General features: G+C 32.9%; 12 protein-coding genes and 4 tRNA genes. 9 read left to right on the plus strand and 7 right to left on the minus strand.

The genetic code is table 11. The features are described from left to right. Positions 1–22: 22 nt before the first annotated feature. The 5 genes from dnaB to tgt form a co-directional block, all read right to left on the minus strand. Positions 23–1,564, minus strand: a complete 1,542-nt coding sequence (gene dnaB / locus ACU4C5_RS00205; protein ID WP_446845034.1) for a replicative DNA helicase — start codon at positions 1,562–1,564, stop codon at positions 23–25. A 171-nt stretch (positions 1,565–1,735) separates the two neighbouring features. After that, positions 1,736–2,689 carry an acetyl-CoA carboxylase carboxyltransferase subunit alpha gene (locus ACU4C5_RS00210; RefSeq protein ID WP_446845035.1) on the minus strand — a complete coding sequence of 318 codons (954 nt, stop codon included), beginning with the start codon at positions 2,687–2,689 and terminating at the stop codon, positions 1,736–1,738. 140 nt (positions 2,690–2,829) lie between these two features. Further along, the gene (locus tag ACU4C5_RS00215; protein ID WP_446845036.1) at positions 2,830–3,729 is read right to left on the minus strand and encodes a DMT family transporter; all 900 of its coding nucleotides are present in this window, start codon (positions 3,727–3,729) and stop codon (positions 2,830–2,832) included. Beyond that, complete coding sequence (locus tag ACU4C5_RS00220; RefSeq protein ID WP_446845037.1) at positions 3,716–4,792, minus strand: LptF/LptG family permease; 1,077 nt, start codon at positions 4,790–4,792, stop codon at positions 3,716–3,718. Before ACU4C5_RS00220 ends, ACU4C5_RS00215 begins: the two co-directional genes overlap by 14 nt. A 74-nt stretch (positions 4,793–4,866) precedes the next feature. Further along, complete coding sequence (tgt, locus tag ACU4C5_RS00225) at positions 4,867–5,997, minus strand: tRNA guanosine(34) transglycosylase Tgt (RefSeq protein ID WP_446845038.1); 1,131 nt, start codon at positions 5,995–5,997, stop codon at positions 4,867–4,869. 303 nt (positions 5,998–6,300) lie between these two features. Here tgt and ACU4C5_RS00230 point away from each other — a divergent pair, with 303 nt between their 5' ends. Genes ACU4C5_RS00230 through ACU4C5_RS00240 form a run of 3 tightly spaced genes read left to right on the plus strand, consistent with a single transcriptional unit; the run spans position 6,301 to position 8,766 of the window. Beyond that, entirely contained in the window at positions 6,301–7,146 is an 846-nt protein-coding gene (locus tag ACU4C5_RS00230; RefSeq protein WP_446845039.1) for a transketolase, read from the plus strand. A gap of 19 nt (positions 7,147–7,165) precedes the next feature. Continuing rightward, entirely contained in the window at positions 7,166–8,119 is a 954-nt protein-coding gene (locus ACU4C5_RS00235; protein WP_446845040.1) for a transketolase family protein, read from the plus strand. A 56-nt stretch (positions 8,120–8,175) separates the two neighbouring features. Further along, a complete protein-coding gene (locus ACU4C5_RS00240; RefSeq protein WP_446845041.1) occupies positions 8,176–8,766 on the plus strand; it encodes an outer membrane beta-barrel protein in 591 nt (196 codons plus the stop codon). Between the two features lie 76 nt (positions 8,767–8,842). Here the strand turns inward: ACU4C5_RS00240 and ACU4C5_RS00245 are convergent, their stop codons facing one another. Next, the gene (locus ACU4C5_RS00245; protein ID WP_446845042.1) at positions 8,843–9,787 is read right to left on the minus strand and encodes an FKBP-type peptidyl-prolyl cis-trans isomerase; all 945 of its coding nucleotides are present in this window, start codon (positions 9,785–9,787) and stop codon (positions 8,843–8,845) included. A gap of 136 nt (positions 9,788–9,923) precedes the next feature. On the opposite strand from ACU4C5_RS00245, the gene hslR reads away from it, so the two are divergent. Beyond that, positions 9,924–10,322 (plus strand): Hsp15 family ribosome-associated heat shock protein, encoded by a 399-nt coding sequence (hslR, locus tag ACU4C5_RS00250; RefSeq protein ID WP_446845043.1) that lies wholly within the window; start codon positions 9,924–9,926, stop codon positions 10,320–10,322. Between the two features lie 54 nt (positions 10,323–10,376). Then, on the plus strand, positions 10,377–10,871 hold the full coding sequence (locus ACU4C5_RS00255; protein WP_446845044.1) for a phosphoribosyltransferase family protein: 495 nt from the start codon (positions 10,377–10,379) through the stop codon (positions 10,869–10,871). On the opposite strand, the gene ACU4C5_RS00260 is transcribed toward ACU4C5_RS00255, so the two are convergent. Further along, the gene (locus tag ACU4C5_RS00260) at positions 10,863–11,360 is read right to left on the minus strand and encodes a shikimate kinase (RefSeq protein ID WP_446845045.1); all 498 of its coding nucleotides are present in this window, start codon (positions 11,358–11,360) and stop codon (positions 10,863–10,865) included. The two genes, ACU4C5_RS00255 and ACU4C5_RS00260, sit on opposite strands and share 9 nt — an antisense overlap. A gap of 146 nt (positions 11,361–11,506) precedes the next feature. Between ACU4C5_RS00260 and ACU4C5_RS00265 the strand changes: the two genes are divergently transcribed. The 4 genes from ACU4C5_RS00265 (at position 11,507) to ACU4C5_RS00280 (ending at position 12,042) form a co-directional block, all read left to right on the plus strand. After that, a tRNA-Lys gene (locus ACU4C5_RS00265) sits at positions 11,507–11,579 on the plus strand. A 53-nt stretch (positions 11,580–11,632) separates the two neighbouring features. Further along, positions 11,633–11,716: transfer RNA gene (locus ACU4C5_RS00270), tRNA-Leu, on the plus strand. Between the two features lie 26 nt (positions 11,717–11,742). Beyond that, positions 11,743–11,815, plus strand: a tRNA-Lys gene (locus tag ACU4C5_RS00275). Between the two features lie 154 nt (positions 11,816–11,969). After that, a tRNA-Lys gene (locus tag ACU4C5_RS00280) sits at positions 11,970–12,042 on the plus strand. Positions 12,043–12,084 lie beyond the last annotated feature (42 nt).

A 12,084-nucleotide genomic window follows, 5' to 3' on the forward strand; every position in this document is an offset into this window, starting at 1 on the left:
TACGATAAAGTTACTGTCAGGTTTAAAATGGTACGCCACTATCATCTGGGTCTCCAAAAGCATCTTGAGCAGATGGTGTAAAGTTACTAGGTTTAAAACTGTCATCACTTTCACCGGCATTCATTTTTGAATGGAATTCATTATCAAAAGGGGTATCAAAATCATCTAAATTATCAAACTTACCTAAGTGTCCAATAAATTTCAATCGGATATTTTCTAATCCACCATTTCTGTGTTTTGCAACAATAAACTCTCCTTGACCTTCGGTTGGCGAACGTTCTTCATCATCCCATTCGTCAATCTTATAATATTCGGGTCTGTAAATAAAACTTACAATATCGGCATCTTGCTCAATCGCTCCAGATTCACGTAAATCGGAAAGTAAAGGTCTTTTGCTTCCTCCACGTGTTTCAACGGCACGAGATAATTGTGATAAAGCAATTACAGGTAACATAAGTTCTTTTGCCAAGGCTTTAAGGTTACGAGAAATCATTGATATTTCTTGTTCACGATTTCCTCCCCCTTTCTGACTTCCACCTGCGGTCATTAACTGCAAGTAATCAATCATAATCATTTTTATACCGTATTGAGAGGCTAAACGTCTTGCTTTTGCACGTAAATCAAAGATAGAAAGTGATGGTGTATCATCAATAAATAAAGGTGCTTTCTCTAAGGTTTTTACTTTAACGTTAAGTTGTTCCCATTCGTGTTTTTCTAGTTTTCCTGTTCTTAGTTTTTCCGAAGATAAACCAGTTTCACTAGATATTAAACGTGTAATTAACTGTACAGATGCCATCTCTAGAGAGAAAAATGCTACAGGTATATTTTGATCAACCGCAATATTTCTTGCCATAGTTAAGGTTAGGGCGGTTTTACCCATACCTGGACGTGCTGCAATAATAATTAAATCACTGGGTTGCCAACCAGAAGTTAACTTATCTAGCTTAGTAAATCCTGTTGGAATACCGCTAAGTCCTTCTTGATTAGAAATTTCTTCAATTTTCTTTTTGGCTTGAATTACTAAACTTTGCGCGGTTTCGGTAGATTTCTTTACGTTTCCTTGTGTAACCTCGTATAGTTTAGATTCTGCAGTATCTAATAAATCAAAAACATCTTTAGTTTCATCGTAAGCTTCTTCAATAATTTCATTTGAAATTTTAATTAAACTACGTTGAATATATTTTTGAAGAATAATACGTGCATGAAATTCAATGTGAGCAGAAGATGACACACGTTGCGTTAGAGAAATTAAGTAAAAATCTCCTCCTGCTATTTCTAATTTCGCATCTTTTTTTAACTGTGTAGACACAGTCAATAAATCGACAGGTTCACTATTTTCAAATAATTTAAAAATAGCTTCAAATATAACTTTGTGTGCTTCTTTATAAAATGCATCAGGGCTTAAGATGTCAATAACTTCATCTACCCCTTTTTTATCAATCATCATCGCACCAAGAACAACCTCCTCTAAATCAGTTGCCTGAGGCGGTATCTTTCCTTTCTCTAAGCTAATTAGTGTACTTTTATCTACTTTATAGCCTTGCATTTGGTTGGGTTGCTTCATAAGATGCGAATGTAGTTAAATTGTAAAGATTTTTGGTGATTTTAACAATTTCAATCTCAACAATCCATCAACAATTTAACTGTTAATAACTTAATTTTATTGTTAATAGCGACAAAAAAAACCGAAGTACATTACTTCAGTTTTTTTTTATTTTGTATTAAAAAAAGAGGCTTATCCTTTATAAACTCCCATGTTTGCGTATTTATCCATACGTTGGTTTACTAAATCTACTGTAGATAATTCTTTTAATTCTGCATATACTTTTTCAATAGTATCTTTTACAGCAAGAAAAGTTTTTGGTCTATCAGTATGTGCACCTCCTAAAGGTTCTTTTATGATACCATCAACAAGTTTTAGTCTTTTCATGTCTGGAGCAGTTAATTTTAAAGCATCAGCTGCTTGTTCTTTATACTCCCAACTACGCCATAAAATTGACGAACAAGATTCTGGTGAAATTACCGAGTACCAAGTGTTTTCTAACATTAATACACGATCCCCAACACCTATTCCTAAAGCTCCACCTGAAGCACCTTCACCAATAATAATAGTGATAATTGGCACTTTAAGACGTGTCATCTCTAAAATATTACGAGCAATTGCTTCTCCTTGTCCGCGTTCTTCAGCTTCTAATCCTGGGTATGCTCCTGGAGTATCAATAAGTGATACTACTGGAATTCCAAATTTCTCAGCAGATTTCATTAAGCGTAATGCTTTACGATAGCCTTCTGGATTAGGCATTCCAAAGTTACGAAATTGACGTGTTTTTGTATTATATCCTTTTTGTTGCCCAATAAACATATACGTTTGATCACCAATTTTCCCTAAACCACCAATCATTGCTTTGTCGTCTTTTACGTTTCTATCCCCGTGAAGTTCTAAAAATGTTTCACCGCAAAGTGCATTGATATGATCTAAAGTGTATGGCCTGTTTGGGTGACGTGATAATTGTACACGTTGCCAAGCAGTAAGATTTTTGTATATCTCTTTTTTGGTTTCAACTAATTTCTTTTCAATTTTCTTACAGGTCTCAGTAACATCTACATCACTTTCTTCACCGATGATTTCACATTTCTGTAATTGATCTTGAAGTTCTTTAATTGGAAGTTCAAATTCTAAATATTCCATTGAAACTTAAGTTTAATTTTAGTTAGCCTACAAACCTACATAAATTTCTTTTTAAATTCGTTAAAATTCTTGAAATGTAGACTCAATTTTTATGTTGACTGCAAAATTACGGATAATGAAAGAGAATATAAAACCTTAAATCAATTTTGCGTATTAACTGTGTTTTGACTTTTGTTTTTTAAGTACGCATCCATCACTACTGTTGCCAAAATAATAAGCGCACCATAGTAGAATTGGGGACTCATAGTTTCGTTTTCTGGGAATAGTAATAATGCTAAAGTAACGCCATAAATGGGTTCTAAATTGTAAGACAATACAACTGTATATGGACTAATTAATCGCATAACATGTACAGATCCTATAAAAGCATAAGCGGTACAAACTGACCCTAAAATGAGTAGATACACCCAGTCTGAGGCTGAAATAGCGAAAAATTGCGGAGTAAAGCCGTCTTCGAAAATTAATATAAATGCTGTTAAGAATATTACACCACTTAAAAATTCGTAAAATGAAATTACTGTCGCGTTATGTTTCTCTATAAACTTACCATTAATAACAGCGAATAAGGTGGATAATAATGCTGAAATAATCCCTAAAATAATACCGTTTAAATATTTCAATTCACTTTGTGTGATTAAAAATACGCCGAGAATAACAATAATTCCGAAGAAAATTTCAAACCATATTACCCGTCGTTTATAAATTAAAGGCTCTATAAATGAAGCAAAAAATGTTCCTGTAGAATACATTGCTAATGTAATAGACACGTTAGATTGATTGATAGCTTCAAAAAAAGTAATCCAATGTAAAGCGATAAGTATACCGGCTCCAAAAAACTGAATAATTACCTTTTTAGGTAAGGCAATATTCAATTTTATTACCTTGATATATGCAAACATTAAAATGATGGCAATACACATTCGGTACCATACCAAAGCGGTAGATCCTATAGTAATTAGCTCACCTAAAATAGCTGTAAAACCAGCAATTAAGACTAATAAATGTAAATGAAGGTAATTTTTAAGCTTAGCGTTTGGCATTGTATAATAGGTATATAGCTAAAATACCAAAGATAATATTTGGAAACCAAACGGCTACTATTGGTGAGAAACCAGATTGTTCTGCCATAACACCAAATACTTTATCAAAAAACACATAAACCATAGCTATTGAAATTCCTATAGCAAGGTTTACCCCCATTCCTCCACGTCGTTTAATTGACGATACAGCAACAGCAATAATTGTTAAAATAAATACCGATGCTGGTAAACTCCATTTTTTATATTTCACCACTTCGTAACGTCCAATACTAGAAGACCCACGTTGTTTTTCTTTTTCAATAAAACTGGTTAATTCTCCGTACGGTAATGTTTCAGCAATATAATTGGCTGGGGTTAAATCTTCTAAATCAAATTTAAAAAGTGTATCGTAACGTCTTGAGCTTTTTAAAATTTCATTATCGGCACTAAACATGCGTTTTTCGTAATTAATTAAACGAAATGTAGAGTCTTTTTCGACATAAGTAATCGTATTTGCAAAGATTTTGTAAGTCATCACATCGTCTTCAAAATGCTCTAAAGTAAATTTCGTACCACGTTTAGCTTTTACATCAAAACGACTTACATATATAAAATCGTTATCGTTAATTTGACGGTAAATATCCTGAGTTTCAACAGCTTTTTTATTTCCTTTTAGGTATTCGTATTTAAACTGATTAAACCCTTTACTAGCTGCTGGTGCTAAATACATTCCTAATACTAATGCAAAACCAGATACTATTGTTGCACCTATTAAATAAGGTCTTAAAAATCGAGTAAACGATACTCCAGAACTCAAAATAGCTACAATTTCAGTATTATTGGCTAATTTTGAAGTGAACCAAATTACAGATAAGAACAAGAATAAAGGAAACAGTAGATTGGCAAAGTATATGGTAAAGTTTAAATAATACTCCGCTACTGCCAAGAAAGGCACTTCGTTTTCTAAAATCTTTCCAATTTTCTCAGCTAGATTTACTGTAATTCCAATAGGAATAAACAGCAATAACATCATTGAAAATGTAAACAAATAGCGTTTAAGTATGTACCAATCTAATATTTTCATTCGCTCTATAAGTCTTCAAGAAGAAGAACGGTATTAATTGTGTTTAATTTTATAAGTCAGTAAAAATTATATTTTTATAAACGGGTAGCCATTTGTTTCACCATCATATCTTTCCAAGTTCTAAAATCTCCTGCAATAATATGTTTTCTAGCTTCTCTAACTAACCACATGTAAAATCCTAAGTTATGAATTGTAGCAATTTGCTTTCCTAACAATTCATTCACAGTAAATAAGTGACGTAAATAAGCTTTACTATATTCTGTATCTACAAAAGTAATAGCCATTTCATCAATTGGTGAAAAATCGTCTCGCCATTTCTTATTTTTAATATTTATAGATCCGTGAGCTGTAAATAACATTCCGTTTCTTGCGTTACGTGTTGGCATTACACAGTCAAACATATCTACACCTAAAGCTATATTTTCTAAAATATTAATAGGCGTACCAACCCCCATTAAATATCTTGGCTTGTCTTCCGGAAGAATTTCAGTAACAACCTCAGTCATTGCGTACATTTCTTCAGCTGGTTCTCCTACAGATAATCCTCCAATAGCATTACCTACCGCTCCTGCATTTGCAATATATTCGGCAGATTGTTTACGTAAATCTTTATAAACACTACCTTGTACAATAGGAAAAAATGCTTGCGAATAGTCGTATTTAAAAGGTGTTTTTTCTAAATGATTAATACAACGGTTTAACCAACGATGCGTCATATGCATAGATCGTTTTGCGTAGTTATAATCACATGGGTAAGGCGTACACTCATCAAATGCCATAATAATATCGGCACCAATGCTACGTTGAATTTCCATTACATTTTCAGGAGTAAATACGTGGTAACTTCCATCAATATGCGACTTAAACTTTACGCCTTCTTCTTTAATTTTTCTGTTTGCTGATAAAGAATACACTTGGTACCCACCAGAATCGGTTAAGATATTTCTATCCCAATTCATAAATTTATGCAACCCTCCTGCTTTTTCAAGAACGTCAATCTGTGGTCTCAGGTATAAATGATACGTATTTCCAAGAATAATATCCGGATTAATATCATTTTTAAGTTCCCTTTGGTGCACACCTTTTACAGATGCTACTGTACCAACAGGCATAAAAATTGGAGTTTCTATTATACCATGATCAGTAGTTACTACTCCTGCTCTGGCTTTACTTTGGCTATCTTTAGCTTTTAGTTCAAATTTCATATTCAAAAAATCATCAGTTGGCAAACTTACATCTTTTTTAATTAAAATTATGATCTAAGTACCTAGACTTTTGTTTAAAACACAAGCTTATTTAGGTAAAGTTACATAACGTTATCAAGATTGAATCCTAAACATTTCACAAACTAATTATTCACTTTAAAAAAATGTTTTTCGCTTCCGCGGAAATTATAGCTAGCAAATTATTAGCAACTGCACTAAATTCGTTAATAAATGCTGCTTTTCCCTTTCTTTAAGTGTATATAAAGTACTATTTTTGTAGTGGAAAAAAATAACACTTAAAACATGCCAAACACACAACAATTAGAAGATTTAGTAACTCAAGTTCGTAGAGACATTTTACGAATGGTACACAAAGTAAACTCTGGACACCCAGGAGGGTCTTTAGGATGTGCCGAATTTTTTGTCGCTTTATACAGCGAAATCATGGACCGCAAAGAAGGTTTTGATATGGATGGTATGGAAGAAGATTTATTTTTCTTATCAAACGGTCATATTTCACCTGTATTTTACAGCGTACTTGCAAGAACTGGATATTTCCCAGTTGAAGAATTGAACACATTTAGATTAATCAATTCTCGTTTACAAGGTCACCCAACAACTCATGAAGGTTTACCAGGAATTAGAATTGCATCTGGATCTTTAGGTCAAGGATTATCAGCAGCTTTAGGTGCAGCACAAGCTAAAAAATTAAACAAAGACAACCATTTAGTTTACTGCTTATGTGGTGATGGTGAATTGCAAGAAGGTCAAAACTGGGAAGCAATCATGTACGCAGCAGCAAAAAAAGTAGACAACGTTATTGCAACCGTAGATTTAAACGGACAACAAATTGATGGCTCTACAGATCATGTTTTAGACATGGGAAGTGTAAAAGATAAATTTGAAGCCTTTGGTTGGATTGTTTTAGAAATTGAAGAAGGAAACAATGTTACTGCTATCTTAGAAGGAATGGCTGAAGCAAAAGCTAAATCTGGACAAGGAAAACCTGTTTGTGTTTTATTAAAAACAGTAATGGGTAACGGAATAGACTTTATGATGCATACACACGCATGGCATGGTAAAGCACCAAATGACGAGCAATTAGCAATTGGATTAGCGCAAAATCCAGAAACTTTAGGAGATTACTAATCTATCAATTACAACTACAATGAAAACATACACATATACAGAAAAAAAAGATACACGAAGCGGTTTTGGAGCTGGTTTAGCTGAATTAGGAAGAACAAATCCTAATGTAGTTGCCCTTTGTGCCGATTTAATTGGATCTTTAAAAATGGACGAGTTCATTAAAGAAAATCCAGAACGTTTTTTTCAAATAGGAATTGCTGAAGCAAATATGATGGGTATTGCTGCCGGATTAACTATTGGTGGGAAAATTCCTTTCACAGGAACTTTCGCTAATTTCTCAACAGGTAGAGTTTACGACCAAATTCGTCAATCAATAGCATATTCTAATAAAAATGTAAAAATCTGTGCTTCTCACGCTGGCTTAACACTTGGTGAAGATGGTGCAACTCACCAAATATTAGAAGATATTGGATTAATGAAAATGCTTCCAGGAATGGTAGTTATTAATCCTTGTGATTACAACCAAACAAAAGCAGCTACAATTGCTATTGCAGAATATGACGGTCCTGTTTACTTAAGATTTGGGCGTCCATCTGTACCAGTTTTCACACCTGCAGATCAAAAATTTGAAATTGGTAAAGCTGTACAACTTACAGAAGGAACAGATGTTACTATCCTAGCAACTGGTCACTTAGTATGGGAAGCACTTGAAGCCTCTAAAGCTTTAGAAGCTAAAGGAATTTCTGCTGAAGTAATCAACATACACACTATAAAACCATTAGACGAAAAAGCTATTTTAGAGTCTGTTGCAAAAACAGGTTGTGTTGTAACTGCCGAAGAGCATAACATCTTAGGAGGTTTAGGAGAAAGTGTTGCAAGAACATTAGCACTTAACACACCTGCGCCACAAGAATTCGTTGCAACAAATGATACTTTTGGTGAGTCTGGTACGCCTGCACAATTAATGGATAAGTATGGTTTAAATGCTGACGCTATTATAAAAGCTACAGAAAAAGTAGTTAATAGAAAATAATATGTCTTTGGCAGCGTTTTTGATACTATAACACAGAATCAATAAAACGCATTATTATGAAAAAACTAGTTATTACAGCGCTCCTTTTCTCCGCATTTACTTTTGGTGTTAAGGCACAAAACGGAAGTGGATTTGGTATAAAAGGAGGGCTAAACTACAATGCTAATGGAGATTATTTTGAATCTATTGGCGCCAACGCAGAAAACCCAGAACGTAATGTTGGGTATCATATAGGTGTTTTTGGTAAAATTGGAGACGATTTATACTTTAAACCCGAATTGATATATACAAGTACTAAAAGTGAATACGATAGTAATGAATTTTCAATGAAGAAAATTGATGCGCCACTTTTAGTAGGTATTAAAGTCTTAGGACCTGTTAGTGTATTTGCAGGACCATCACTTCAATATATTGTAGATACCGACTTTGATGGTGTTGACATTGATGACATTGAAGAAGACTTTACGTTAGGTTTAAATTTTGGTATTGGCGTTAACTTTAATAAAGTAGGTATAGATTTAAGATACGAAAGAGGGTTTAGTGATAACGAAGCCGTTTTTATAAACAATAATCTAGGAAGTGCCACTGTTAGTAGAATAGATACTAGACCAGAACAACTTATTTTAAGTTTATCTATAGCTTTATAGCACTTAAAAATACAGTATAAAAAAACCACTCTAAATTTAGAGTGGTTTTTTTTTATTTAATAAATTACCTTAATTTTTATTCTTCGTCTTGAGTAGATACTGTAGAATCTTCATCTAAATAATTAGGAACCCCATCACCGTCTGAATCATCATTAGTTGGATCACCATCACCATCTAAATCTTCGTAAATTGTTAATACATCATCACCATCATCATCAAAATCTAAAAAGTTTGGAATTAAATCTCCATCGGTGTCATCATTATAAATATCTAAATCACCATCAAGATCTTCTAAGTATGTTGGCACACCATCTTCATCATGATCATTTACTTCCGTTTGATATAATTCAAACTTAAAAATTAAATTAGCGTAAGATGTTACTCCTAATGGTGGCGTACCAAAGTAAGCTAAACCTGAAGGTATAAACATTACTCCTAATCCATAATCACTATACGTTACAGTTCCGTCACCGTTATTCACAAAAGAAGTTGCTGTTTTAAATTTAGGAATTACATTTCTCCATCCTGAAATTAAATTCACCAAGTCAAATTGTGTAGGATTTACCGTACTATCAAACACTTCACCATCTTCTAAATTACCCGAATAGTTTAATCTTACATCATCTGTAAAGTTTGGTGAGTCTCCTCCTCCAGTGTTCAATCTTAAAATGTAATACGTATACGCCACTTCTAAATGTGTAGTAGTATGTGTTTCTAAAACACCAATATCACTTAATAGCGTATTATTTTCAGGATCAGGTAAAGCTAAATAATTACCATCAGTATCTGTTGGCAATTCAGTAATTACAATATCCTCAATAGTGTAATCACCAGCAGTTTCAAATACTGAAGAATTATAATAATGTGTATCAAAATACGATAATAATGTAACATCATCAACTACCTGTTGATCTGTACGATCTCTTTCTGGTTCAGATGAAGATGAATCGTCATCATTTTTACAAGACGTAAACACTACGCTCATTACTAAAACAACTAACAGATATTTTTTAATTTTCATATATTTTTTTTTATTCTGAAATAAAACACACCTCTTGAAGATATATTTTATTAAAAATTATATTTTTTGAATGCGCAAGATACAATAATATAATATTTTTGTACAATAACATTAACGTAGATTTTAGACATTTAATATGCGAATAGACAAATACCTGTGGTGCGTAAGATACTATAAGACACGAAGCATAGCTACTGAAGCCTGCAAAAAAGGCCATATAAAAGTTAACGGGCACCCAGTAAAACCGAGTAGAGATGTTTTTGTGGGCGATAAAATAGAACTAAGAAAAGACCAAATTAACTATCAATTTAAAATAAACGACACCCCTCCTAATCGGGTTGGTGCCAAATTAGTTGATATTTACCGTACTGATACCACACCTAAATCGGCTTTTGAAGCTCAAGAACTATTAAAATACTCTAAAGATTATTACCGCAAAAAAGGAAGCGGTAGGCCAACTAAAAAAGATCGTAGAGATATTGATGATTATAGTGATGAAAATAGCACTGAAAATGAGACTAAAAATGAATCATAAAAATGAAGTCATTTTTGAAATTTCTATTTTATATTTGAACAAATACTTTTTAGCATGAAAAACACTATCTTAACACATCAAGAAATAGAACATAAAATAAGACGTATTGCTTACCAGATATACGAAAACAACGTTAATGAAACGGAAATTATTTTAGCAGGTATTGATAGTAATGGATATGTTTTAGCCAAAAAATTAAAACATATTTTAGATGATATTTCAACCATATCACCTAAACTTTGCCGCGTTACAATAGATAAAACCAACCCTATATCGGAAATAAAAACATCTATTCCCGAAGCAGATTACACTAATAAATCTATTGTACTTATAGACGATGTATTAAATTCTGGAACCACATTAATATATGGTGTAAAACACTTTTTAAACGTTCCTTTAAAACAATTTAAAACTGCTGTTTTAGTGAATAGAAATCATAAAAAATTCCCTGTAAAAGCAGATTTTAAAGGGATTTCATTATCTACATCATTAAAAGAACATGTAGAAGTTATACTAGATGATGATAAATTTGAAGCCTACCTAAAGTAAGCTTGCAACAAATTTATCTTCAACTTCTTGTACCGTTAAGCCATCTGTAGTAATTGTAACATCACTTTCACTATAGTAAGCTGAACGCTCAAATAAATGTTTACCTATAAATTCAGTCAGCGCTTCTTTGGTAGTAATATGAGCTATTAATGGGCGCTTTCCTTTTTCGTCAAACAATCTATTTACTAAATTAGGTATTGAAAGTTTTAAATATATACTCTTCGCATCAGCAGCATTTTTAATAATTTCCATATTATTTCCATAACAAGGAGTTCCTCCACCTAAAGCTATAATTGTAGCTATTTTAAATTCTGAAACTTCTTTAAGATATTTTGTCTCTATTTTTCGGAAGTAAATTTCTCCTTTTGTTTTAAAAATTTCTGAAATAGACGCATTTTCTTGCGTTTCAATATAACTATCCAGATCAACAAAGTCATATGATAATTTAGCAGATAATTGCTTTCCTATGGTAGATTTCCCAGAGCCCATGTATCCGAGTAAAAAAAAATTCATAACGTTATATATTGATTATTAAAAGTCTAAGTAATTGTAATGCAAAAAAACGAAAAAAAAACGAAAGAATAGTTTGTGTAACCAATAAATGCATGTATATTTGCACCCTCGTTAAAGAAAACGACTCGGTAGCTCAGTTGGTAGAGCATAACACTTTTAATGTTAGGGTCCTGGGTTCGAGCCCCAGCCGGGTCACTAAAAGTTAAATAGCAATATTTAACTTTAGTACCATAAAAAATTAAATCAATGCGCACGTGGCGGAATTGGTAGACGCGCTAGCTTGAGGGGCTAGTATCCGAAAGGATGTGGAAGTTCGAATCTTCTCGTGCGCACAGAAACATATTGAAATTACAGACACGACTCGGTAGCTCAGTTGGTAGAGCATAACACTTTTAATGTTAGGGTCCTGGGTTCGAGCCCCAGCCGGGTCACTAAAAGCTAAGCATTTTATGTTTAGCTTTTTTATTTTATCAATCCATATACGTTAAGGAATTGGTAAACACGCTAACTTTAAAGTTAGTTTCCGAAAGGATGTGGAAGTTAAATTTTATCGTACACATAAAAACATATTGAAATTACAGACACGACTCGGTAGCTCAGTTGGTAGAGCATAACACTTTTAATGTTAGGGTCCTGGGTTCGAGCCCCAGCCGGGTCACAAAAAAGCTAAGCATTTTATGTTTAGCTTTTTTTATTTAAA

Source organism: Lacinutrix undariae (assembly GCF_052934785.1).

Coding starts and splice junctions, on each gene's coding strand:
- ACU4C5_RS00235 (WP_446845040.1), top strand. CDS start 7,166: ATGAAAACATACACATATACAGAAAAAAAAGATACACGAAGCGGTTTT.
- ACU4C5_RS00215 (WP_446845036.1), bottom strand. CDS start 3,729: ATGCCAAACGCTAAGCTTAAAAATTACCTTCATTTACATTTATTAGTC.
- tgt (WP_446845038.1), bottom strand. CDS start 5,997: ATGAAATTTGAACTAAAAGCTAAAGATAGCCAAAGTAAAGCCAGAGCA.
- hslR (WP_446845043.1), top strand. CDS start 9,924: ATGCGAATAGACAAATACCTGTGGTGCGTAAGATACTATAAGACACGA.
- ACU4C5_RS00245 (WP_446845042.1), bottom strand. CDS start 9,787: ATGAAAATTAAAAAATATCTGTTAGTTGTTTTAGTAATGAGCGTAGTG.
- ACU4C5_RS00240 (WP_446845041.1), top strand. CDS start 8,176: ATGAAAAAACTAGTTATTACAGCGCTCCTTTTCTCCGCATTTACTTTT.
- dnaB (WP_446845034.1), bottom strand. CDS start 1,564: ATGAAGCAACCCAACCAAATGCAAGGCTATAAAGTAGATAAAAGTACA.
- ACU4C5_RS00220 (WP_446845037.1), bottom strand. CDS start 4,792: ATGAAAATATTAGATTGGTACATACTTAAACGCTATTTGTTTACATTT.
- ACU4C5_RS00210 (WP_446845035.1), bottom strand. CDS start 2,689: ATGGAATATTTAGAATTTGAACTTCCAATTAAAGAACTTCAAGATCAA.
- ACU4C5_RS00255 (WP_446845044.1), top strand. CDS start 10,377: ATGAAAAACACTATCTTAACACATCAAGAAATAGAACATAAAATAAGA.
- ACU4C5_RS00230 (WP_446845039.1), top strand. CDS start 6,301: ATGCCAAACACACAACAATTAGAAGATTTAGTAACTCAAGTTCGTAGA.
- ACU4C5_RS00260 (WP_446845045.1), bottom strand. CDS start 11,360: ATGGGCTCTGGGAAATCTACCATAGGAAAGCAATTATCTGCTAAATTA.